The organism is Micromonospora sp. NPDC005171, assembly GCF_040608575.1.
Taxonomy (GTDB): domain Bacteria; phylum Actinomycetota; class Actinomycetes; order Mycobacteriales; family Micromonosporaceae; genus Micromonospora.
The window spans coordinates 1-21,235 of record NZ_JBEXIM010000021.1 but is presented as its reverse complement, the minus strand read 5'-3'; the positions used below and the strand labels follow the sequence as shown (position 1 = coordinate 21,235).

Annotated in this window: 22 protein-coding genes and 2 tRNA genes; 17 read left to right on the top strand and 7 right to left on the bottom strand. The window is 70.6% G+C overall.

Annotated features, from left to right (window positions below):
• The first annotated feature begins 154 nt into the window (after nucleotides 1-154).
• From ABZU74_RS22445 to ABZU74_RS22435, 3 genes are all read left to right on the top strand, one after another.
• Nucleotides 155-1,618 (top strand): amidase, encoded by a 1,464-nt coding sequence (locus ABZU74_RS22445; protein ID WP_355427058.1) that lies wholly within the window; start codon nucleotides 155-157, stop codon nucleotides 1,616-1,618.
• 75 nt (nucleotides 1,619-1,693) lie between these two features.
• Complete coding sequence (locus tag ABZU74_RS22440; protein ID WP_112584149.1) at nucleotides 1,694-1,990, top strand: hypothetical protein; 297 nt, start codon at nucleotides 1,694-1,696, stop codon at nucleotides 1,988-1,990.
• Nucleotides 1,977-2,384 (top strand): DUF5130 family protein, encoded by a 408-nt coding sequence (locus ABZU74_RS22435; RefSeq protein ID WP_355427055.1) that lies wholly within the window; start codon nucleotides 1,977-1,979, stop codon nucleotides 2,382-2,384. Before ABZU74_RS22440 ends, ABZU74_RS22435 begins: the two co-directional genes overlap by 14 nt.
• Before the next feature lie 171 nt (nucleotides 2,385-2,555).
• Here the strand turns inward: ABZU74_RS22435 and pepN are convergent, their stop codons facing one another.
• Entirely contained in the window at nucleotides 2,556-5,105 is a 2,550-nt protein-coding gene (gene pepN / locus ABZU74_RS22430) for an aminopeptidase N (RefSeq protein WP_355427053.1), read from the bottom strand.
• Between the two features lie 223 nt (nucleotides 5,106-5,328).
• Here pepN and ABZU74_RS22425 point away from each other — a divergent pair, with 223 nt between their 5' ends.
• The 4 genes from ABZU74_RS22425 (at nucleotide 5,329) to ABZU74_RS22410 (ending at nucleotide 8,545) form a co-directional block, all read left to right on the top strand.
• Nucleotides 5,329-5,955 (top strand): disulfide bond formation protein DsbA, encoded by a 627-nt coding sequence (locus tag ABZU74_RS22425; protein WP_355427050.1) that lies wholly within the window; start codon nucleotides 5,329-5,331, stop codon nucleotides 5,953-5,955.
• Between the two features lie 181 nt (nucleotides 5,956-6,136).
• Nucleotides 6,137-6,700, top strand: a complete 564-nt coding sequence (locus tag ABZU74_RS22420; protein ID WP_355427047.1) for a hypothetical protein — start codon at nucleotides 6,137-6,139, stop codon at nucleotides 6,698-6,700.
• Between the two features lie 90 nt (nucleotides 6,701-6,790).
• Complete coding sequence (locus tag ABZU74_RS22415) at nucleotides 6,791-7,990, top strand: DUF1015 family protein (RefSeq protein ID WP_355427044.1); 1,200 nt, start codon at nucleotides 6,791-6,793, stop codon at nucleotides 7,988-7,990.
• An 87-nt stretch (nucleotides 7,991-8,077) separates the two neighbouring features.
• A complete protein-coding gene (locus ABZU74_RS22410; RefSeq protein WP_355427042.1) occupies nucleotides 8,078-8,545 on the top strand; it encodes a ribose-5-phosphate isomerase in 468 nt (155 codons plus the stop codon).
• Between the two features lie 12 nt (nucleotides 8,546-8,557).
• Here ABZU74_RS22410 and ABZU74_RS22405 read toward each other — a convergent pair whose 3' ends face one another.
• Entirely contained in the window at nucleotides 8,558-8,926 is a 369-nt protein-coding gene (locus tag ABZU74_RS22405; protein ID WP_355427039.1) for a hypothetical protein, read from the bottom strand.
• 139 nt (nucleotides 8,927-9,065) lie between these two features.
• Here ABZU74_RS22405 and ABZU74_RS22400 point away from each other — a divergent pair, with 139 nt between their 5' ends.
• Entirely contained in the window at nucleotides 9,066-9,611 is a 546-nt protein-coding gene (locus ABZU74_RS22400) for a hypothetical protein (RefSeq protein ID WP_355427036.1), read from the top strand.
• A gap of 189 nt (nucleotides 9,612-9,800) precedes the next feature.
• Here the strand turns inward: ABZU74_RS22400 and ABZU74_RS22395 are convergent, their stop codons facing one another.
• Entirely contained in the window at nucleotides 9,801-10,034 is a 234-nt protein-coding gene (locus tag ABZU74_RS22395) for a hypothetical protein (RefSeq protein ID WP_355427033.1), read from the bottom strand.
• A 95-nt stretch (nucleotides 10,035-10,129) separates the two neighbouring features.
• Entirely contained in the window at nucleotides 10,130-12,271 is a 2,142-nt protein-coding gene (locus ABZU74_RS22390; RefSeq protein WP_355427030.1) for a M14 family zinc carboxypeptidase, read from the bottom strand.
• Between the two features lie 187 nt (nucleotides 12,272-12,458).
• On the opposite strand from ABZU74_RS22390, the gene ABZU74_RS22385 reads away from it, so the two are divergent.
• Together ABZU74_RS22385 and ABZU74_RS22380 are read left to right on the top strand one after the other, a co-directional pair.
• The gene (locus ABZU74_RS22385; protein ID WP_355427027.1) at nucleotides 12,459-12,968 is read left to right on the top strand and encodes a SigE family RNA polymerase sigma factor; all 510 of its coding nucleotides are present in this window, start codon (nucleotides 12,459-12,461) and stop codon (nucleotides 12,966-12,968) included.
• Complete coding sequence (locus ABZU74_RS22380; protein ID WP_355427024.1) at nucleotides 12,965-13,807, top strand: hypothetical protein; 843 nt, start codon at nucleotides 12,965-12,967, stop codon at nucleotides 13,805-13,807. The genes ABZU74_RS22385 and ABZU74_RS22380 overlap by 4 nt, the downstream gene beginning before the upstream one ends.
• Before the next feature lie 111 nt (nucleotides 13,808-13,918).
• Here the strand turns inward: ABZU74_RS22380 and ABZU74_RS22375 are convergent, their stop codons facing one another.
• On the bottom strand, nucleotides 13,919-14,173 hold the full coding sequence (locus ABZU74_RS22375; RefSeq protein ID WP_355427021.1) for a hypothetical protein: 255 nt from the start codon (nucleotides 14,171-14,173) through the stop codon (nucleotides 13,919-13,921).
• Nucleotides 14,174-14,176: 3 nt separating this feature from the next.
• On the opposite strand from ABZU74_RS22375, the gene ABZU74_RS22370 reads away from it, so the two are divergent.
• Complete coding sequence (locus tag ABZU74_RS22370) at nucleotides 14,177-14,308, top strand: hypothetical protein (RefSeq protein ID WP_355427018.1); 132 nt, start codon at nucleotides 14,177-14,179, stop codon at nucleotides 14,306-14,308.
• A 199-nt stretch (nucleotides 14,309-14,507) separates the two neighbouring features.
• Here ABZU74_RS22370 and ABZU74_RS22365 read toward each other — a convergent pair.
• A tRNA-Gly gene (locus tag ABZU74_RS22365) sits at nucleotides 14,508-14,581 on the bottom strand.
• 249 nt (nucleotides 14,582-14,830) lie between these two features.
• On the opposite strand from ABZU74_RS22365, the gene ABZU74_RS22360 reads away from it, so the two are divergent.
• The 6 genes from ABZU74_RS22360 (at nucleotide 14,831) to ABZU74_RS22335 (ending at nucleotide 20,368) form a co-directional block, all read left to right on the top strand.
• Nucleotides 14,831-14,904, top strand: a tRNA-Pro gene (locus ABZU74_RS22360).
• A 138-nt stretch (nucleotides 14,905-15,042) separates the two neighbouring features.
• Nucleotides 15,043-16,389: a trigger factor gene (gene tig, locus ABZU74_RS22355; protein WP_355427015.1), complete on the top strand. Its 1,347-nt coding sequence runs from the start codon at nucleotides 15,043-15,045 to the stop codon at nucleotides 16,387-16,389.
• A 221-nt stretch (nucleotides 16,390-16,610) separates the two neighbouring features.
• Nucleotides 16,611-17,252 (top strand): ATP-dependent Clp protease proteolytic subunit, encoded by a 642-nt coding sequence (locus ABZU74_RS22350; protein ID WP_007464111.1) that lies wholly within the window; start codon nucleotides 16,611-16,613, stop codon nucleotides 17,250-17,252.
• A gap of 10 nt (nucleotides 17,253-17,262) precedes the next feature.
• Nucleotides 17,263-17,925, top strand: a complete 663-nt coding sequence (locus ABZU74_RS22345; protein ID WP_030333536.1) for an ATP-dependent Clp protease proteolytic subunit — start codon at nucleotides 17,263-17,265, stop codon at nucleotides 17,923-17,925.
• Between the two features lie 210 nt (nucleotides 17,926-18,135).
• The gene (gene clpX, locus ABZU74_RS22340) at nucleotides 18,136-19,431 is read left to right on the top strand and encodes an ATP-dependent Clp protease ATP-binding subunit ClpX (protein WP_355427012.1); all 1,296 of its coding nucleotides are present in this window, start codon (nucleotides 18,136-18,138) and stop codon (nucleotides 19,429-19,431) included.
• A 139-nt stretch (nucleotides 19,432-19,570) separates the two neighbouring features.
• Complete coding sequence (locus ABZU74_RS22335; protein ID WP_355427009.1) at nucleotides 19,571-20,368, top strand: carbon-nitrogen hydrolase family protein; 798 nt, start codon at nucleotides 19,571-19,573, stop codon at nucleotides 20,366-20,368.
• A gap of 3 nt (nucleotides 20,369-20,371) precedes the next feature.
• On the opposite strand, the gene ABZU74_RS22330 is transcribed toward ABZU74_RS22335, so the two are convergent.
• Nucleotides 20,372-20,596 carry a hypothetical protein gene (locus ABZU74_RS22330; RefSeq protein ID WP_030333540.1) on the bottom strand — a complete coding sequence of 75 codons (225 nt, stop codon included), beginning with the start codon at nucleotides 20,594-20,596 and terminating at the stop codon, nucleotides 20,372-20,374.
• Nucleotides 20,597-21,235: the final 639 nt, after the last annotated feature.

Here is a 21,235-nt window from a genome sequence, read left to right as displayed (position 1 = left end):
GATCTTGGACACTTTCCGTTCGCCCCGCGGACGGAAACTGTCCAAGATCTGCGACTGAATCGGCCACGCCCGCGTGGGGGCGTCCAATTGGTCCGTTTCCGGTCGCCAGCGCGTGTCGGCTGCGCCGAGGGCTGACGAACGGCAGGATGACGGAATGGCCGAGCCGCACGACCTGACCGCCTTGGAGCAGGCCGCCGCGCTGACCCGCGGCGAGCTGTCCAGCGTCGACCTGGTCGAGCACTCCCTGCGCCGGGTGGCGACGATCGGCGACACCGTGGGCGCGTTCGTCACCGTCACCCCGGACCTCGCCCGGCAGGGCGCACGCGCCGCCGACGCGGTGCCGATCGGGCAACGCGGCCCGCTGCACGGCGTGCCGACCGCGATCAAGGACCTGACCCTCACCGCCGGGGTCCGTACCACCTTCGGTTCGGCCGCCTTCCTCGACTTCGTCCCGCCTGTCGACGCCGACGTGGTCCGGTTCATCAAGGCCGCCGGTCTGGTCAGTGTGGGCAAGACGACCACCTCCGAGCTGGGCTGTTCGCTCTACTCGGAGGGCCGGGTCGCACCGCCGGCCCGCAACCCGTGGCAACTGGCGTACACCGCCGGTGGGTCCAGCGGCGGCGCGGCGGCGGCCGTCGCGGCCGGGCTGGTCCCGGTCGCCCAGGGGTCCGACGGCGGTGGGTCGCTGCGCATCCCGGCGTCGCTCTGCGGCCTGGTCGGCTACAAGCCCAGTCGGGGCCTCGTCTCCGGAGGGCCGATCGGCTCCGGCGCGTTCGGCCTGCCCACGAGTGGCCCGCTCGGGCGGACGGTCACCGACGTCGCCGCGCTGCTCGACGTCATGGCCGTCCCGGTGCCCGGCGAGCCCTACCTGCCGCCGCCCGCGCCGCCCGGCGGTTACCTGGCCGTCGCGCGTCGGGCCGCGCCCGGCCCGCTGCGGATCGGACGATTCACCACGCCGATGCTCGCCGACGAACCGGTGCACCCCGACTGTGTGGCCGCCGTGGACTCCGCCGCCGCGCTGCTCACGGCGGCCGGCCACGAGGTGGTCGAGGTGCCGCCGCCGCTCGGGCCGGCGGCGTGGCCGCTGTTCGAGAACCTCTGGTACGTGTTGGCGCTCGCCCCGGTGCCTCCGCACCGGGAGGCGGAGCTGCTGCCGTTGACCCGGCTGCTCCGCGCCCGGGGCGCCGAACTCTCCGCCGGCGCGCTGGCCGCCACCCTCGGTGAGTTGCAGGCGCAGGTCCGCCTCGGCGCTCGCCGCACCGCCGGCTGCGACCTGCTCCTCTGTCCCACCCTGGCCACTCCGCAGGCGCCCGTCGGCTGGTTCAGCGCGGACGCGGACCCGGCCGCCGACTTCGACAGGCAACGCCGGTTCTCGCCCTACTGCGCCATCTTCAACGTCACCGGCGATCCCTCCGTTTCCCTGCCGCTGGGCACCACGACCGACGGCCTGCCCGTCGGGGTGCTGCTCACCGGCCGGTACGGCGACGACGCGCGGCTTATCGCTACCGCTGCGCAACTGGAGAACTCCAGTGACGGATGGGATCGGCACCCCGCAATCTGGCGGGCCGTCGACTCCGCTAACGTGAATGGCGACGGAGTCGGGCGGTCGCCAGCATGAGCGTCCATCCGACCCGGTTGTTCAAGGTCGTCCTTCTTCCGCCTGGGGGCGTTGGGATTGTCTGTTACCGAGACGTTGCTGGTCTTCGTCGGCATCCCGTTGGCCGCGGTGCTGGTCATCGCCGGCCTGTCGTACGCCGGTAGCCGCGGGGGTGCCACCGGCGGTGGCGGTGGCGCCAAGCGCTACCGGCCGGGCCGGCCCTTCGACTTCACTCCGGTCTGGTTCCTGGGCCGCCCGGAGCAGCTGGCCGACTCGGCCGGCACCGCGCTGACGGCGGGGGCGCAGGCGCCCGCGCTGACCAGCCACAAGCTTGAGCAGGCCAGCGTCGAGGCGCCGGCCGGTGGAACCGGAGGCGCAAGTGACCGTTGGTGAGAAGCAGGCCGGGTCGGAAAATCCGCCCGAGGTGCTCGACGGGCCGTTCTCGACCCGCCAGCTGCTGCGCATCGACGAGGCGTTGCGCCTGGCCGACCAGGGCACCGGCCTGGTCTTCTCGGTCTTCGTCGGCGGTCTCGACGAGCCGATCCGCGAGCACGCCCAGCGGCTGCACCGTCAGCTCGCCGAGCCCGACAAGTCGGTGCTGATCGCCGTGTCGCCCAACCAGCGTCAGCTGGAGATCATCACCGGGCGGTACGCCCGCAAGCGCATCCCCGACACGTACGCCAAGCTGGCCGCGCTCTCCATGGTCGGCGCGTTCAGCGGCGGTGACCTGGCCGGCGGCATCATCAACGGCCTCGACCAGCTCGCCAGCCACGCCGGCAAGGGCTGAGCTGCACAGACGACGTGCGGGCAGGCACGATGATCGTGCTCGATCCAGGAAACAGGGGTCTCGGCTGCGGCTGAGGCCCCTGTTTCCATGTTCGAGCACGATCTTCCAACTGACAGGCCGGGGCCGGCGCGGGCGTACACCCACGCCGGCCCCGGGCCGGACAACCGCTGCTCAGGCGCTCTGAGCGTCCTTAGCGCGGGCCTTCAGCGCCCGCACCACGCCGTCGCGGCCCTCAGCCACCAGCCGACGCAGCGGGGCCGGGTGCCCGTCACCGCTCAGCCACGCGTCGGTGGCCGCCACCGTGTCGTCCTCCACCAGGTAGGTCGGGTACGCCAGCTGGGCGAACTCCTGGGCCGGCTCGCTGTCCCGGGTGGCCCACACCTGGCCGACCGCCGCGAAGTAGCGCTCCCGGTACGGGGCGACCAGCTCCACCTGCGTCGGGTGGGCGAAGCCCTGCAACAGCGCCCGGTGCCGCCAGTTGGGCAGCGCGTCCGGGCCGGTGAGCAGGGCCCACACGGCGGCCTTGTTCTCGGCAGTCGGCATCAACGCGTGCGCGTACGCGGCCTCCCGCTCGCCGCTGGCCGTGCGGTCACCGCTCAGCTCCGCCTCGATCTCGGCGGGGCCGGCGGCACCGTTGGCCACCAGCGCGGCGAGGACCGACCAGCGCAGCTCGGTGTCGACGGTCAGCCCGGCCGGCACGCCGGTCCCGTCCAGCCAACCGCGCAGCGTCGCCAGATCGTCCTCGGAGCGGACCGCCGAGGTGAACGCACGGGCCCAGGCCAACTGGAACCCGCTGCCGGGCTCGGCGGCGGCGAGTGCGTCCCGGGCGGTACGCGCCAGGTCGGCCCAGCCGGTCGGCGCCCAGGCCGGGTCGGCGTACAGGGTGAGCGCTGTGGTCGCCTGCCTCAGGGTGGCGGTGACCAGGTTGATGTCGGTCTCCGCGGGCAGCCCGCTCAGCGTCAGCGCCACGTAGTCGCGGGCGGACAGCTCGGCGTCGCGGATCATGTCCCATGCGGCGGTCCAGCACAGCGCACGGGCCAGCGACGAGTCGAAGCCACCGATGTGCTGCACCACTGTCGCCATCGAACGCTCGTCGAGGCGCAGCTTGGTGTAGCTGAGGTCGTCGTCGTTGAGCAGCAGCACGTCGGCCGCCCGGACGCCGCGCAGCGGGGCGAGATCGGTGTGCTCGCCGGTCACGTCCACCTCGTACCGCTCCCGACGGACCAGCCGCCCGTCGGTCAGGTCGTACAGGCCCACGCCGATCCGGTGCGTGCGCAGCGTCGGGTACGCCGCCGGCGCCTCCTGCCGTACCAGCACCTGCTCGTACGTGCCGTCCGCCCCAATGGTCACCTCCGGCCGCAGCGTGTTGACCTGCGCGGTCTCCAACCACTGCGCGGCGAACTTGCGCAGCTCCCGCCCGGAGGCCGCCTCCAGCTCGGTGAGCAGGTCGTCGAAGGTGGCGTTGCCCCAGGCGTGCTTGCCGAAGTAGGCCCGCAGCCCGGCCACGAACGGCTCCTCACCCACGTACGCGACGAGCTGCTTGAGCACGCTCGCGCCCTTGGCGTAGGTGATGCCGTCGAAGTTGACCTCCACGGCCTCCATGTCCGGCATCTCGGTGTAGACCGGGTGGGTGGAGGAGAGCTGGTCCTGCCGGTAGCCCCAGTTCTTCCGGATGGACAGAAAGGTCGTCCACGCCTCGGTGAACCGGGTCGCGTTCGTGTTGCACCAGTGGCTGGCCCACTCGGCGAACGACTCGTTCAGCCACAGGTCGTTCCACCAGCGCATGGTGACCAGGTCACCGAACCACATGTGGGCCAGCTCGTGCAGGATCGTGTTGGCCCGCTGCTCGTACTCGAAGTCGGTGACCTGCGAGCGGAACAGGTAGTGCGACTCGGCGTGCGTCACGCAGCCGAAGTTCTCCATCGCGCCGGCGTTGAAGTCGGGCACCCAGAGCTGGTCGTACTTCGGCAGCGGGTAGCGCACGCCGAACTTCTCGTGGAAGAAGTCGAAGCCCTGCTTGGTGATCAGGAACAGGTCGTCGGAGTCCAGGTACTGCGCCATCGACGCCCGGCAGAACACACCCAGGTCGATGCCGTCGTGAGCGTCGCGCACCTCGTGGTACGGGCCGGCGCACATCGCCGTGATGTAGGTGCTCATCCGGGGCGACTCGGCGAAGTGCAGCGTCTTGAGCGCCTCACCCGCCGGCTCCTCACGCTGCGCCGGCATGTTGGACACCGCCCGCCAGTGCGCCGGCACCGTGACGTGCCAGGTGTAGACGCTCTTCAGGTCAGGCTGGTCGAAGCAGGCGAACACCCGCTGCGCGTCGGCCGTCTCGAACTGGCTGTAGAGGTACGTCTCGCCGTCCACCGGGTCGACCGTCCGGTGCAGACCCTGACCGCTGTTGGAGTAACCGAAGTCGGCCTCGACGACCAGGACGTTGTCGCTGTCCAGCCCGGACAGGGTCAGGCCCTTCTCGGCGGACCAGTCGGAGAGGTCGACGGGCGTGCCGTTGAGCGTCGCGGACCGGACCGACTCGGCGGCCAACTCGATGAAGGTGCTCGCGCCCGGTTCGGAGCAACGGAACCGAACCTCGGTCGTCGACCTGAACGTGCGGCCGTCGGCCGCCAGCACGGCGGTGGACAGGTCCAGACTGATGTCATACCCCGTCACGTTGAGCAGGCGTGCCCGCTCGGTCGCCTCGACCTGCGTCAGGTTGCGCACTCCCGGCACTGTTCGTCTCCATCCCACATGTCGCCGTACGCCCGGCGGCGCCCGTTCGCCTACCGCTCGTGACGGCTGGCCCGATTCGAGTCTTCCATGTACGGGCAGCCCGCGGTGGCCGAGGTCACGCTCTCATTCGGGTGCCGGTCGATGCGCTGCGGGGTGAAGATTCTCCTGAGACGCCGACCGCTGCCGGCGCCACCCGTCGCGAAAGGATCTCGCCGTGACCGAGCGTGTCACCGCCGACATGTGGTTCGACCCGGCCTGCCCGTGGGCCTGGATCACCTCCCGCTGGCTGCTTGAGGTCGAGCAGGTCCGGGACGTGGACATCCGCTTCCACGTGATGAGCCTGGCCGTGCTCAACGACGGCCGGGACGAGCTGTCCGAGGAGTACAAGGAGTTCCTGAAGACCGCCTGGGGCCCGGTGCGGGTCTGCATCGCCGCCGAGCAGCTGCACGGCAACGACGTGCTGCGCCCGCTCTACACCGCGCTCGGCACGCGGATCCACCTGCAGAAGCAGGAGCGGGGTCAGGAGCTGTACGTCGCCGCGCTCACCGAGGTCGGCCTCGATCCGGCGCTGGCCGCCGCCGCCGACAGCACCGACTACGACGAGGCGCTGCGGGCCAGCCACGAGGCGGGCATGCGCCCGGTCGGGCAGGACGTGGGCACTCCGGTCGTGCACGCGCCCGGCCCGGACGGCACCCCTGTCGCGTTCTTCGGCCCGGTGATCACCCCGGCTCCGAAGGGGGAGGCCGCCGGCCGCCTCTGGGACGGCGTGCTGCTGGTCGCAGGGACCCCGGGCTTCTACGAGCTCAAGCGCACCCGCGAGCAGGACCCGATCTTCGACTGAGCGATGACCACCGCGCCCCCGTCCGTGCTGCGTCAGCAGCGCGGACGGGGGCGTTTCTGCTCGGCTGCCGAGGTCGGCGGACGGTCGTGGCGTCACCGGGAGGCGGGCGGCGTCGTTTCCCTCGGTGTCCGCCGCAGCGACCCGCAGGGCCGCACGCCGCAGTTCGTGGAGGCAAATCCCGATGGCCAAGCACCGTGCGTCCGGTGACGATCAGTTGACCCGGCAGGGGGTGATCGAGAGTCCTGGCGCGGACTACTGGTCCGTTGACGACTCCCGTTGGCCGACGGTCCGCCCTGACCTACCAGCGCACCTGGTGGATCTGCTCGCGCCGCCCATCGTGGTGGGCGTGGCGCGGGTCCCGGTGACCTCCCGGCTCACCCCGCCCGCGTCGATCGACCCGCTGCCGTCGCCCGTCGACGCCGCGCCGACCGACGCGGACGGCGACCAGCAGCAACGGCAGCAGGCCGGGCAGGGCGAGCGCCCGCCGGCGCTGGTGCCGTCGGGGGCGGCACCGGCCGAACCGGCGCCCCCGCCGCCGGCGCCGGCTCCACCGCGCCCGGTGCCGACGCCGCCGCTGAGCCCGCGGCCCGTTCCGACGCCGCCCCCGGACCGTCCCGTGCCGGGGCCACCCGCCGCGCCCCGCCGCGCCCTGAACACCGGGCCGATCGGGACCGGTCGACGCGGCAACGGTGGGCCGGCGAGCGCGGGTAAGCACCGCCGGGGCGCCTCCGACCGCGCCGGCTGACCACCCGGAGCCCGACCCGACGCTTTCATCTGGTGGACGCCTCGCGGGTCCCCGTCGGCGGCGACACCGTCGCCGGTAGCGTCAGTGGGCATGACGGTCGTGCATCCGATCACCCGGGCCTGGGTCACCACTGGCGGCACCGGCGCGCAAAACTACGACGAGTTCGCTGACGACGCGGAGATCACCGCGATCATCGAGTCGAACCCGCACAGCGCTCTCGGCATCGAGATGCCGCACCGCGCCCCGCAGAGCCTGGGCAAGTCGTTCCTCGACGCGCTGCCGGACGCGGTGGCCCGCCTCGCCGAGGCCAAGGCCGACGGCAGTTACACCCCCGCCGAGCAGGTGGTGGTGCTCTACCGGATCAGCGCACCCGGTGAGGAGCCGGCGTACGGGCTGTTCGCGATGGTGGACACCGACCAGATCTCCACCCGGGCGGACGAGCCCGGCCTGGTCATCCGCAACGAGGATGTCTTCATCGCCAAGGTGCGCGAGCGGGTGGCACTGGCCGACGCGTTGGGTCACCTGCTCTCACCCGTACTCCTGCTGCAGACCGGGCGTGGCGACGAGCTGCACGCCGCGCTCGCGGCGGCGAGCGACGCGGCCGGCGCGCCCGCCGCTACCGACACCGACCAGGCGGGGCGCACCCACGCCATCTGGCTGCTCGGCCCCGGCCCGGAGCAGGACGAGCTGACCGCTCTCGCCGGTGGCGGGGACCTGGTCGTCGCGGACGGCAACCACCGCAGCCTGGCCGCCCAGACCGGGGGGCTGCCGCGCTTCCTGGCGGTGGTCACCACCCCCGCGTCGGTGGCCATCCAGCCGTACAACCGGCTGGTCAGTGAGCTGACCACCACCCCGGCCGAGCTGCTCGACCGGCTGCGGGCCGCGGGCGCCGAGGTCACGCCGATCGACGGCCCGGTCGAGGTTCCGGCGGACGGCGGCACCGTGCACCTGCGCCTCGACGGCCAGGGGTACGCGGTGCGCCTGCCCGCCACCGCCTCCGCCCGCCTGGAAAACCTGGACCACGCCCTGGTCGAGCGGCTGGTGCTGCGCGACGCTCTCGGTCTGGACCCGGGCGACAAGCGGATCACCTACGTCGGCGGTGACTACCCGGCGAGCTGGCTCACCGGTGAGGTCGACGCCGGGCGGGCCGAGTTGGCCATCCTGATCGCGCCGGTCACCGTGGCGGATTTCGTCGCGGTCAACCTGGCCAGGGAGAAGATGCCCCGCAAGAGCACCTGGTTCACCCCGAAGGCGCGCGGCGGTCTGGTCGTCGCCGAGCTGCCGCGTTGAGCGCCACCCCCACGACCGTGTGACGAACCCGGCTCGGGGATGCCGCCCGTGTGACGTCCCCGAGCGCGGCCTGAGAGACTGCCCGGTATGCGCGTCTACCTGGGATCCGATCACGCCGGTTTCGAGTTGAAGGTGCACCTGGCCAACCACCTGGCCATGCAGGGGTACGACGTGGTCGACGTCGGCCCGCACGGCTACGACCCGAACGACGACTACCCCACGTTCTGCCTGCACACCGGCGACCAGGTGGTGGCCGACGAGACGGGCCTCGGAGTGGTCATCGGTGGCTCCGGCAACGGTGAGCAGATCGCCGCCAACAAGGTCGCCGGCGTCCGCGCCGCGCTGGCCTGGAGTGTCGAGACCGCTCAGCTGGCCCGCCAGCACAACGACGCGAACGTGGTCGCCATCGGTGCTCGTCAGCACACACTGGACGAGGCGACCGGCATCGTCGAGGCGTTCCTGAACACGCCGTTCTCCGGCAACGAGCGGCACGCTCGGCGGATCGCCCAGGTGGCCGAGTACGAGGGGACCCGGAAGCTGCCAGCCCTGCCCTGACCCGTGCGGCGCTCAGCGCGGCGAGCGGGGCAGCTCCTCGCGGGGCACCCAGTTGCGCCGGACGACCACCACCCGGGCTTCCGCCTCGGCCAGGTCGTCGTCGGTGGGGCGGGCCGCATCCCGGGCCCGTAGCGCGGCGCTGAGCCCCACCTGGGACGAGCCGGATCCAACCAACCCGCGCAGCCCCCGCTCGCCGTCGCGCTCGTCGCCGCCCGTGCCCCTGCGTCGCGGCGGCGGGTCGTCACCGTCGTGCACGCCCGGCGTGCTGGCCGTCGGGCCCTCGGCACCCGGTCTGGCCGTCGGGCCGGCGGCGCCCGGTCTGGCCGTCTCGGTGTCGGCGTGGTGGCGCAGCCGTCGCCGTCGTCGGTCGGGGTCACCCATCAGCCGACCGTACCCCGGTCGGGTCAGATCCGGCACCGTCGCGCCGCCTCGCGTCCTGGCCGGGGTCGGCGACCGATTTGCCGGCTGGCTACCCTCGAATCCAGGCGGTGCTGTTGCCGTCGGTCAGGGGGAGGACGAGATGGCAGACCAGACGCAGCCGTGGGCGGAGCGGACCGTGGAGGTGCCACCGCAGGCCGGCGTCGGGGTGCCGCCGCAGCGCGACGGGTTCCGCCGGGGGGTCGCCCCGGTGGGTCAGCCGCGCACCCCGCGGACGGAGCCGTTCCCGGTGGTCGAGCAGGAGCCGACCGGCGCCGGTTGGCCCGGTGAACCGGCGCCCCGCCGCTCGCTGAGCTCGCGGATGGCGCAACTGCGGCGCGGCGGTGAGTGGAGCGCGGCGGCTGGCCTCTTCGCGTTCGTGTGCTGGGGGATCTGGGCGCTGTCCGGCCAGGGTGACCTGAGCGGCCCGCTGCTGGTGCTGGTGCTCAGCCTGCTGGTGGCGGTCGGCCTGTTCGCCCTGTTCCGGCTGGTCGGCCGGGTGGTGCTGGAGCGGCAGTTGGGCCGGGTCCGGCGCAGCGCCCGTGGTGCCCACCTGGCGACGGCGGTGTTCCTCGCCGGCCTCGGGGTGGCGTGGCTCCAGCAGACCGAGTGGGTCGTCTCGGCCTGGAACTGGATCTCCTCGAACTGACCGGAGCGTGCACGGGCGGGCCGGTCCGTGACCGCCCACCCGTGCACCCGGTCGTCTCCCCACCAGGCAAGGTCGCTACTTACCCGGCCGGCCGCGGTTCATCCGTGGACGGCCGCTCCGACCGCTACCCCCTTCGAGGGCTTCGTGGTGCGGCGGTCAGTGGGTGCCGCCGTGCCCCTCGGCGTCGGCTCAGGGCGACGCGACCCGGGCGGCCGGGTCCTCGACGCCGGGCTCGCCGCCGTCCGGGGCGACCGCCCCGTCGTAGTTGTAGAGCGGTCGACCATCGTCGTGCTGCTTGGTGGTCTTGATGTAGCGGTGCATCAGGCCGTCGATCTCCACCTCGACGAGTGCCTCGTTACCGGTCTCGTGGGTGCTGCCGTCTCGGGGGCCGCCCACCAGGTGGGCCGTGGTGTTCGTGTCCATGGACAGGCCCTACCCACCAGGTACTTGGTGGAAACGGGTGAAATCCGACCGACGGTGCCGCGCCCCGACGAGTGGACGCGGCACCGCCGAGGGGATCACCCGGCGGATTCGGCGGCGGCGTAGTCGCGGGCCACCCGGACCATCTCCACCAGCCCGCCGGCGTACTCCTGGGATTCGCCGTGCGCCTCGTCGAACGGCGGCTGGAAGCCGACGCCCTCCCACTGGTTGGTCGCCGGGTTCCACCGGTCGTTGCCGACCTCGAAGTCCCAGGCGAAGATGCCCAACTCGTAGTAGAGCTGGTCGGCCGAGTTGCCGGCTGCGGAGTAGAGCACGTCGGCGACCGGTCCGGTCTGCGACGGCCAGGTGACGGTGCCGCGTTCCTGCGCGATGGCGCCGACGATCCGCCGGGCGCTGTTGAGGAACAGCGTCGACTCGTCGATCGACGGCCGCGGCAGGGTGACCCGACCGTCGGCCCGGTACGCCCCCGGCGGCCACATGAAGTACCCGCCGTAGGAGTGCACGTTCATCGCGAACTTGATGTTCGGGTGGTCCTTGGCGAGCGCGATCACGTTGCCGCTCTCCGCCTCGGACAGCTCGGCGGTGCCCGCGTAGGTGCCGGACAGGCAGTTGGCGCTGGCGCCCACGTAGCCGTCGAAGTACGACCCGACGGTGTAGTTGCGGTTGATGTCGACGCCCCACGAGGTGCGGTTCTTCGGGTCGCGGGCCGCCCCGGTGCAGTGGTTGACCAGGTTCTTGCGCTGGAAGTTGAAGTCGTTGAACGAGTAGTTCGCGCCGTCCGGGTTGACGGTCGGGATGACGAAGATGTCGACCTGTTCCAGCAGCTCACGGGTCGCCGGGTCGGTCCGGGCGTTGGCCAGCATCCGCTCGGCGAACTCCAGCGTCACCAGTGGGGTGGCCCACTCCCGGGCGTGTTCCTGGGAGTACGCGAGCACCCCGACCCGGGAGCCGTCCCGGTGGACGCCGAGGCGCAGCGCCTGCACCGTCCACGGCCGCGCCGGCACCTCGGTGCCCTGGAGGCCGTCGTCGAGTCGGGTGGGGCCGGCGACGGGCATCGGCAGTCCGGCCGAGCCGTCCTCGACGGTGGCCCGGAACCGGTCCGGTTGACGGGCGTTGATCGCCGCCGCGACCTCGTCGGTGGTGCTCACCGTCTTGCCCGCGGTGTCGGTTTCCAGCGACACGGTGAGGACCCGGTCGCGGTGACCGACGGTCAGTGGCCGGTTCGCCCGACCCGGGTCGACCGTCCGCACCTGTACGCCGTTCATGTTCTGGTCGCCGAAGCGAACCGACTCGACCACCAGGGCGGCCACCGCCGGATCGCCCAGGTAGCCGGCGGCGGTGCGCCGGTAGCCCTGGGTCTTGTTCGGCAGGTCGATCACGTCCACCAGGTCCCGGTACTGGCGGGCCAGCCGCTTGATCCGCGCCTGGATGTCCACGGGCGTGAGGTACGCGTCGATGAAGTCCTTCTGGTAGCCGGCCGGCAGCGGCGGCGGGGAGGCGTTCGGCCAGAGCGTCGGGGTGACCGCCCGGCTGACCCCGCCGAGGCTGGAGGTGGCGGTCAACTGAACCGGCCGGCTCGGCACCGGCTGGGGAAGGTTGTAGTGGTACTGGTACTCGCCGGAGTCCTCGAACCGGTAGAGCGGGAACGAGCCGGTGGCGCCGTCCGCCGTCCGCCAGCTGACGGTGATCTCCACATCCGGGTCGTCGGTGGCGGTGGTGGCCACCTGGGCCTGCAGGAAGGTCTGTCCGGACGTGGTCCACCAGTACGCCTGCTGCACCTGGAGGGTGTCCACGGCGGCGGCGGTGGACCGCTGGCCAGCGGCCGGTGTACGCAGTCCGGCGGCGGTACGGGCCTGCGCCGCGCGGACACTGTCGGCGTAGTGCCGGTTGCCGTCCCCGGCGCGCTGCACGATCTGCACGGCCGTCGCGCCCTGCGCTGTCAACTCGGCGAGCTGCGTGCCGCTGAGCACCAGGTCGGCGAGGATCCGGCCGTCCCGGGCGCGGGGCCGGTTGGCCAGGTCCGCGCCGGTGGCGACGAGCCGGTCCAGTTGGGCCTGATCGCGGAGCTGGACTCGGACCAGGGCGGTCTCGGTGGCGCTCAGGGTGATCGGGGCGGCCGGGGCGGCGGGCGCCGCCGCGCCGGAAGCGGGATGGGACAACACTGCGCTGAACAGGATCACTGTGGTGGCTGCAGCTGTCCACCGTCGTCGGACGATCATGTGCCCTCCTGTGACGGACGTCGATGTGCTTGGTCCTTACACCAGTGCACAGATCGACACCTGTCAAGGCGGGCAGGCGTCCTCCTCGCCTTTCCGGCGTTGATTCCGTGACAGGTCCGCGAGTTCCGGAGCAACCCTCTGGGTCAGACCCCGCGTGACTAACTCGAAACGGGGATCGGAGGCCTGAATGAGCGATCGCGACAAGGCGTTCGCCGAGTACTTTGCGGCACGGTCCGGTGCCATGCGCGGCACCGCGTACCTGCTGTGCGGCGACTGGCACCGGGCCGAAGACCTGGTCCAGACCGCGTTCGTCAAGCTCTACCGGGTCTGGAACCGGATCTCGCGGCACGAGGTGCTCGACAGCTACCTGCGCCAGATCCTGATCCGGACCTTCCTCGACGAGCGCCGCCGCGGCTGGTGGCGGCGTGAGCGGGTGGGTGGCGAGGACGCCGAGCAGGTGGCCCCGCCCGACTCGCCGGAGAGCCGACTGGTGCTGCTCCAGGCGCTGGCCCGGGTGGCACCGCGTCAGCGGGCCGTGCTGGTTCTGCGGTACTGGGAGGACCTGTCGGTCGAGGACGTCGCGGCGCTGCTGGAGTGTTCTCCAGGGACGGTGAAGAGCCAGGCGGCACGCGGGCTCGACACGTTGCGCGGCCTTCTGAGCCCCACCTACAGCGGGATCGAGATGGGGGAGCGATGAACGAGGAAGAGTTGCGCGAGGGACTGCGCAGTGAGATGGCGGGCACAACCCCGCCACCACCATTGAGTACGACAGCGGCGCTCGGCGCGGCACGGCGGACGCACTTCCGCCGACGCGCGGTGTGGGCGTCCCTCGGATCGGCGGCTGTGGTGCTGGCGGTCACCGGGTTCGCGGCCGTCGCCACTCCGGACGGGCACGTCTACCAACCGGCGGGCCAGTGGCCACGGGCGACTCCTGACGCGTCGGGGGACACCAAGGAGCCGTGGCCGACCGGGCCGGACGGTCAACCGCAGGAGGACCGGACCGCGCGGGCCGGATCAAAGTACGACCAGGGCGCCCGGCTGCTCACAGAGGCTGTCTCGGTGGTACCCGCCGGCTACACCACGCCGGAGGACCCGCCGAACCAGTCCACCGAGCAGCGGACGCTGCGGACGCACCAGGCGCAGTTCGAGGACAAGGTGAACGGCGTCGACGTGTGGAGCTACTCCTCCTCGGTCGCCGTGGCGCAGAACAAGGGCACCGGGCGCGTGATCGTCGAGGTGCACGACGCCGGCACCCCGCTGCCGACCGAGCCGTGCGCGCTGGCCCAGACCTTCTGGGGCATGCGGGGCGAGTGTCAGGTGGAGACCGTTGGCACGACGCGGGTCGGCGTGGTGGTCCGATCGGGCAGCGACGATCGGCTCGACCAGTGGTCGGCGTACCGGCACCCGGACGGCGTGGTGGTCTACGTGGCGCAGGGCGTGCGGCTCGACGAGAGCCGGCCGGCGTTGACGAAGCTGCCGTTCTCCGTGCCGCAGTTGGCGGCTCTCGCTGTCGACGAACGGTTCCACCTGAAGTGACACGGCGACTCGGCCTCGCCGAGTGGGTCCAGGTGCCGCCACTAAGCGGTCCACCTGGGCCTTGCTGTGTGTCAAGAGCCAGTCCCGCGACCCGTACGCGACACGTCTTCCTCAGCGGCGTGCCGTGAGGGGCACCAGGACGAGAACGGCGACGCCCAGCGTGGTGGCACCGACGGCCCACCACCAGAAGAATCCCGAGAAGACCGAGGCGACCAGGAGGCCCACGCCGAGACCGGCCAGGAGGCCGAGTGCGAACAGGGCCCGTGGGGGCAGGGCGAGGTACGGCATGCGTCGTACCACCAGCACCTCCAGCCAGGTGCCGCCGCACGCCAGCAGCGTTGCGCCGACCCCGTCCACTGCGGACAACCCGTGACCCTCGCTGATGGGCACGAGAACTCTGCCCTCGTCGCCGGCTGGGACGAGGAGGACGAGCACGCCAGCGACGATGAGCAGAGCGGCAGCGACGACCTGCCCGCGCGGGGCGCCCTCAGCACCGGGTGACATGGCCACAGTCTCGTTCGTCCGCCATCGTCTGCACAGCGGCCGTATCGGCGAACATCGAACGCCTGGCGAGCTGCGCCCGCTGCCACCGACCAGTCGAGACGGCCCGCCGCCTCGCCCTCGCCGTCCGGCCCGGACCGGATCTGCGACCGTAGCGTCCGTTATGCCAAAGCGCCCTCCGACCAGGGCCGGAGGGCGTTGGAGCGGGCGACGAGAATCGAACTCGCGTAGTCAGTTTGGAAGACTGAAGCTCTACCATTGAGCTACGCCCGCGTGCATCCCGCCGAAGCAGGACGCGCCCCTAGCGTACCCAATGCCGATGCCTGACGCGTAACCGCGCCACCGCCCCGCGGTGCCGCATCGTCCCCGACCCGGCGGTACGGCGGTCCACGATCCCCGCAGGATCCGGGATGTAGTGGTCTCACCTGCTGGGTGGAATGGTAATTTTCGGGGGTTCTGTCCGGGTGGCTGATGCCCCGGCACCGACTGAGGCGTGGCGACGGCATAGACTGCACGTCGCCACGGGGTGTGGCGCAGCTTGGTAGCGCACTCGCTTTGGGAGCGAGGGGCCGTGGGTTCAAATCCCGCCACCCCGACTGTCGTCCGCGGCCGGGCCGCCCCGGGTGCCGCCCAGTGCGGCCCCCGGGCGATGCCGGAGCGTCAGGCCGGCTCGCCTACACTCGATGGGCTGAATCACGCCCAGACTCAACTGAGATCCGTCAAGGAGTACGCCTGTGAAGAGCACCGTCGAGACTCTGAGCCCGACGCGCGTGCGGCTCGCCATCGAGGTGCCGTTCGTCGAGCTCGAGCCGAGCCTCAAGAAGGCGTACCGGGAGATCGGTTCGCAGGTCCAGGTTCCGGGCTTCCGCCGGGGCAAGGTGCCGACCGCTGTGATCGACCAGCGGGTGGGCCGGGGCACCGTCCTCAACGAGGCGGTCCAGGAGGCCATCCCGGAGAACATCCTCGCCGCGGTGCGTGAGCACGACCTGAAGACGCTGGGGCGCCCCGAGGTCGAGATCACCGAGTTCAACGACGGTGACTCGCTGAACTTCACGGCCGAGGTCGACGTCCGCCCGGAGATCACCATCCCGGACGCGAGCACCATCGAGGTGACCGTCGACGAGCTGCAGATCGACGAGAGCGAGATCGACGAGCAGGTGAAGAACCTGCGGGAGCGTTTCGCGACCCTCAAGACCGTCGAGCGGGCCGCCGTCGAGGGCGACTACGTCCAGATCGACCTCAACGCCACCGTCGACGGCGAGGACGTGCCGGGCGGCCAGGCGAGCAACATCTCCCACGAGGTGGGCAGCAAGCAGCTCCTGCCGGGCCTGGACGAGGCCGTGGTCGGCCTCGCCGCCGGTGAGGACACCACCTTCACCACCCAGTTGGTCGGCGGCGACTTCGCCGGTCGGGACGCCGACGTGGCGGTGACCGTGCGCACGGTCAAGGAGAAGGAGCTGCCGGAGCTGAACGACGAGTTCGCCCAGATGGCGAGCGAGTTCGACACGATCGAGGAGCTGCGCGGCGACCTGCGGGCGCGGGTCACCCAGGGCAAGCAGGTCGAGCAGATCTACGCCGCTCGGGACAAGGCACTGGCCCAGCTCGTCGAGGCCGCCGACATCCCGGCCCCGGAGGGTGTCGTCCGCGAGGAGGTCGAGAGCCGCAAGCAGGCGATGGTCGACCAGCTGGAGCGGATCGGCGCCTCGATGGAGGAGTACCTCGCGGCCGAGGACAAGACCGAGGAGCAGATCGACGCCGAGTTGACCGAGGCGGCGACCGAGGGCGTCAAGGTCCAGCTCCTGCTGGACACGCTTGCCGACGCGGAGGACGTGCAGGTCTCCGACGACGAGTTCGGGCACGAGATCGTGCACCGGGCGCAGCGTGCCGGGATGGCCCCGCAGCAGTACTACGACCAGCTGGTGCGCTCCGGCGCGGCCGCCGCGGTCTTCGGCGACGTGCGGCGGGGCAAGGCGCTCGCGGCCGTCATGGAGAAGATCACGATCAAGGACTCGGCCGGCAACGGGATCACCCTCGACGCCCTGCGCGCCGCCAACGAGGCGGAGCACAACCACGACCACTGATCGTCGGGTGCGGCCGCCGTCCGCCGCTCAGCGGCGAACGGCGGCCGTCTCCCTTTCCGGGTACGCCCGGGCAGCAAGCACTGCCGGGTACGCCCGGAAGCCCGCGCCGCGGGTACGCCCGACACAGCTGCGCTGAGAGCGAACACTGCCCCGACCGGGACTCTGCCGCCCCGCACAGCGGTTAGTGTCGGGAAAGACGGTACGGAGAGCGAAGGGCTGCCATGACCGACATGCACATCCCCAAGAAGTCGCTCCGGGCGATTGACGCGCGCGGTGGCGACTCCATTGGCAACCTCGACGACTCGGTCTACAACCGGTTGCTCAAGGAGCGCATCATCTTCCTGGGCAGTGAGGTGACCGACCAGGTCGCCAACCGCATCTGCGCGCAGCTGCTGCTGCTCGCCGCGGAGGACCCGGACCGCGACATCAACCTGTGGATCAACTCGCCGGGTGGCTCGGTCTACTCCGGCATGGCGATCTACGACACCATGCAGTTCATCGACAACGACGTGTCGACCGTGGCGATGGGCATGGCTGCCTCGATGGGCCAGCTGCTGCTCTGCGCGGGCACCAAGGGCAAGCGTTACGCCCTGCCCCACGCACGGATCATGATGCACCAGCCGTCCGGTGGTCTGGGCGGCACGGCGTCCGACATCGCCATCCAGGCGGAGCAGATGCTCTACACGAAGCGGATGTTCCAGGAGCGGGTCGCGCACCACACCGGCCAGAGCCAGTCGCAGATCGAGGCCGACTCGGACCGGGACCGTTGGTTCACCGCCCAGGAGGCCATGGACTACGGCTTCATCGACAAGGTGATCATCGGGGCCGCACAGGTTCCGGATGGCGCCGGGACCCTGAGCTGAGGAGCTGACGATGACCGATCTGAGCCTGCCGCCCCAGTTCGCGGCCGTGCACAACCGCTACGTGCTGCCGTCGTTCGTCGAGCGCACGTCGTACGGGGTCAAGGAGTCGAACCCGTACAACAAGCTCTTCGAGGACCGGATCATCTTCCTCGGCGTCCAGGTGGACGACGCGTCGGCAAACGACGTGATGGCCCAGCTGCTGACGCTCGAGGGCACCGATCCCGACCGCGACATCATCATGTACATCAACTCGCCGGGTGGGTCGTTCACCGCCATGACGGCGATCTACGACACCATGCAGTACGTCCGTCCGGACATCTCGACGGTCTGCCTCGGGCAGGCGGCGAGCGCGGCGGCGGTGCTGCTCTCGGCGGGCACCCCGGGTAAGCGGATGGCCCTGCCAAACTCGCGGATCATCATCCACCAGCCGGCCACCGAGGGCGGCTACGGGCAGGGCTCGGACATCGAGATCCAGGCCCGGGAGATCCTGCGGATGCGTACGCAGCTGGAGGACATGCTGTCCCGCCACTGCAACCGCCCGATCGAGCAGGTTCGCAAGGACATCGACCGTGACAAGATCATGACGGCCGAGGAGTCCAAGGAGTACGGGCTGGTCGACACGATCCTGACCAGTCGTAAGAAGGGTCTGCTGGCGGCCAACGCCGCCCGCTGAGCTGAACCGGGTCAGAGGTTGGCCGGGGCCATCGTTCCCGGCCGACCTCTGACACACCCGTTTTGGGGGTCGGAGAATGTCCCGCCAGCGGGTAACGTCGGGTCCGTACCGCTTCGCCGGTTGGGCCGGCGGCGCGAACTAAGCCGGACGGCGCGCAACGTCCGCAGGTCAGGGCCGGGTCTCCGGCCGATGAGTGCAGGGAGAACGTAGGTGGCACGGATCGGTGACGGCGGCGACCTACTGAAATGCTCCTTCTGCGGCAAGTCGCAGAAGCAGGTCAAGAAGCTCATCGCGGGCCCAGGGGTCTACATCTGCGACGAGTGCATCGATCTCTGCAACGAGATCATCGAAGAGGAGCTGGCCGAGTCCGGCGAGGTGAAGTGGGAAGAGCTTCCCAAGCCGATGGAGATCTGCCAGTTCCTCGACACCTACGTCGTGGGCCAGGATCAGGCCAAGAAGGCGCTCGCCGTAGCGGTCTACAACCACTACAAGCGGATCCAGGCCGAGGCGGCTGGCGCGCCAGGCTCCGGCACTGACGCCGTCGAGCTGGCCAAGTCCAACATCCTGTTGCTCGGCCCGACGGGGTGCGGCAAGACCCACCTGGCGCAGACCCTCGCCCGGATGTTGAACGTCCCGTTCGCCATCGCCGACGCCACCGCGCTGACCGAGGCGGGCTACGTGGGCGAGGACGTGGAGAACATCCTCCTCAAGCTGATCCAGGCCGCCGACTACGACATCAAGCGCGCCGAGACCGGCATCATCTACATCGACGAGGTCGACAAGATCGCCCGCAAGTCGGAAAATCCGTCGATCACGCGGGACGTCTCCGGTGAGGGCGTGCAGCAGGCCCTGCTCAAGATGCTTGAGGGCACTGTGGCCAACGTGCCGCCGCAGGGTGGCCGCAAGCACCCACACCAGGAGTTCATCCAGATCGACACCACGAACGTGCTGTTCATCTGCGGTGGCGCGTTCGCCGGTCTCGACCAGATCATCGAGTCCCGCACCGGGCAGGGCGGCACCGGCTTCGGCGCCCGACTCCGGTCGGTGTCCGAGCGGTCGACCGACGACATCTTCAGTCAGGTCATGCCGGAAGACATGCTCAAGTTCGGGCTGATCCCCGAGTTCGTCGGCCGGCTGCCGGTGATCACCAACGTGCGCAGCCTGGACCGCAGCGCCCTGGTGCGGATCCTCACCGAGCCGCGCAACGCCCTGGTCCGGCAGTACCAGCGCCTGTTCGAGCTGGACGGTGTCGAGCTCGAGTTCGACGAGCCGGCGTTGGAAGCGATCGCCGATCAGGCGATGCTGCGCGGCACCGGTGCCCGTGGTCTGCGGGCGATCATCGAGGAGGTTCTGCTCTCCGCGATGTACGAGGTGCCGAGCAACCCTGATGCCGCCCGCGTGCTGATCACCCGCGAGGTCGTCCTGGAGAACGTCAACCCGACGATCGTGCCGCGTGAGTTCACCGGGCGGCGGGCTCGGCGCGACCGCGAAGAGAAGTCCGCCTGATCTTTCCCGCGTCACGCCGGCCGCTCGATCCTGACGCGGCCGGCGTGATTGTGTTCGGCGTCGCCTGCCCATGACCAACCGGGCGGCTGACCAAATCGTGACGCTGTCCGTGAGCGCCCTCCAGCCGTACCCTTTGCTCATGCGTGTCGCCGTCTGCCAGCTGAACGCCCGGGACGACCGTAAGGCCAATCTGACGGCCGCGGAGGCCCTACTGGAGCGCGCCGCCGCCGGCGGCGCGGATCTCGCCGTCCTCCCGGAGTACGTCGACTACCTGGGTCCTGCCGCTGGGTTGCCCGAACCGGAGCCGGTCGACGGGGAGGTGGGCAGCTTCTTCGCCGGTGTCGCCCGCCGGCTCGGGATCTGGCTGGTGGCCGGCTCGTTCCACGAGGCCGGTCCGGACCCGGACCACACCTGGAACACCTCGCTGGTCTTCGACCGTGCCGGCAGCCTGGCCGCGAGCTATCGCAAAATCCACCTGTACGACGTGGAGATCCCCGGCCGGGTCTCCTACCGGGAGTCGGCGAGTGTCGCGCCGGGGGCCCAACCGGTGGTGGTCGACGTCGAGGGGCTGAGGGTCGGCCTGTCGATCTGCTACGACCTGCGTTTCCCGGAGCTGTACCGGCTGCTCGCGTCCGATGGCGGCGCCCAACTGCTGGTGGTTCCGGCCGCGTTCATGATGCACACCGGGCGGGATCACTGGGAGGTCCTGTTGCGGGCCAGGGCGATCGAGAACCAGTGTTTCGTGGCGGCGGCCGGCCAGACCGGCGACCACGAGCCGGGTCGCACCTGCTTCGGCCGCAGCATGGTGGTCGACCCGTGGGGGACGGTCCTCAGCCAAGTGCCGGACGGCCCGGGGGTCTCCGTCGTCGACCTGGACCTGGACCGGCTCGCCACCATCCGCGCCGAGCTGCCCAGCCTGGCCAACCGCCGGCTCTGAACCTCAGCCCTCCAGCAGGACGCCGATCACCGCGAAGCCGGCGATGGCCGCCGCGGTGACCAGCAACGCCGTGGTCATCCGGGACCTGCCCCGTCGAGCCAGTCGTCCCACCGAGAGCACAAGTACGACCAGCACGACCGCACCGATCACCACCTGCCAGAACGGCCCGATGAGGCCGAGCAGTGCCTCCTCGGCGACCACCCTGGCACCGTGCCCGGACTCATCCATGACTGACACTCTGGCACGTCGAGGCGGCCGGCGTCCTCGGCTGCGCCGGGGACCGGGTGGACGGTCTTCGTTCCAACCAGTGATGAACCCTGATTTGCCTTCTCCGGGCCGTCCGCGTAACTTTCTCTCTGCACGGGGGAGGCCGGACAAACCGGCCGAGAACGGGCGCCAGGCTCGTGGCGGGAACGCCGAGCGAGACTGAGGATCGGGCGGTGCGGAACACTCCGGAAACGGGGTTGCGAACGCGGAGCCGACCGGGTAGAGTTCTGAAGCCGGCAGGAGCCGGGCGGAGAGCCGCGAAGCGGCGATCGGCCGGTCTGCGGCTTCCCACGACAGAAACGAACGTCGGCAACGACGTGCGTCATCGTGGACTCGAGCAAGCAACACTATCCGCATTACTCGGGTGAAGCATGGCGAACCGGGAAATATCGGTTTGACACGGTGGAAACGAGCGGGTAACGTAGTAAAAGTGCCTGGCGCTGAAAGCGCCGGGGCGCGGAGTGGTAAAGCCCCGAGATGGGTTCCACTGAGTGTGGTGCTTTGATCGGTGTGTGGTTGTTCTTTGAGAACTCAACAGGGTGCTTGTAAAGCCAGTGCCAATTATGATTTATACCCCGGACTGGTCAGTTTTTGCTGGCT

What these genes read in the sequence shown, in the direction of transcription:
- ABZU74_RS22445 (WP_355427058.1), top strand. Translation starts at nt 155, where the DNA reads ATGGCCGAGCCGCACGACCTGACCGCCTTGGAGCAGGCCGCCGCGCTG.
- ABZU74_RS22420 (WP_355427047.1), top strand. Translation starts at nt 6,137, where the DNA reads ATGGCCAAGCACCGTGCGTCCGGTGACGATCAGTTGACCCGGCAGGGG.
- ABZU74_RS22415 (WP_355427044.1), top strand. Translation starts at nt 6,791, where the DNA reads ATGACGGTCGTGCATCCGATCACCCGGGCCTGGGTCACCACTGGCGGC.
- ABZU74_RS22410 (WP_355427042.1), top strand. Translation starts at nt 8,078, where the DNA reads ATGCGCGTCTACCTGGGATCCGATCACGCCGGTTTCGAGTTGAAGGTG.
- ABZU74_RS22405 (WP_355427039.1), bottom strand. Translation starts at nt 8,926, where the DNA reads ATGGGTGACCCCGACCGACGACGGCGACGGCTGCGCCACCACGCCGAC.
- ABZU74_RS22400 (WP_355427036.1), top strand. Translation starts at nt 9,066, where the DNA reads ATGGCAGACCAGACGCAGCCGTGGGCGGAGCGGACCGTGGAGGTGCCA.
- ABZU74_RS22395 (WP_355427033.1), bottom strand. Translation starts at nt 10,034, where the DNA reads ATGGACACGAACACCACGGCCCACCTGGTGGGCGGCCCCCGAGACGGC.
- ABZU74_RS22390 (WP_355427030.1), bottom strand. Translation starts at nt 12,271, where the DNA reads ATGATCGTCCGACGACGGTGGACAGCTGCAGCCACCACAGTGATCCTG.
- ABZU74_RS22385 (WP_355427027.1), top strand. Translation starts at nt 12,459, where the DNA reads ATGAGCGATCGCGACAAGGCGTTCGCCGAGTACTTTGCGGCACGGTCC.
- ABZU74_RS22380 (WP_355427024.1), top strand. Translation starts at nt 12,965, where the DNA reads ATGAACGAGGAAGAGTTGCGCGAGGGACTGCGCAGTGAGATGGCGGGC.
- ABZU74_RS22350 (WP_007464111.1), top strand. Translation starts at nt 16,611, where the DNA reads ATGACCGACATGCACATCCCCAAGAAGTCGCTCCGGGCGATTGACGCG.
- ABZU74_RS22345 (WP_030333536.1), top strand. Translation starts at nt 17,263, where the DNA reads ATGACCGATCTGAGCCTGCCGCCCCAGTTCGCGGCCGTGCACAACCGC.
- ABZU74_RS22335 (WP_355427009.1), top strand. Translation starts at nt 19,571, where the DNA reads ATGCGTGTCGCCGTCTGCCAGCTGAACGCCCGGGACGACCGTAAGGCC.
- ABZU74_RS22330 (WP_030333540.1), bottom strand. Translation starts at nt 20,596, where the DNA reads ATGGATGAGTCCGGGCACGGTGCCAGGGTGGTCGCCGAGGAGGCACTG.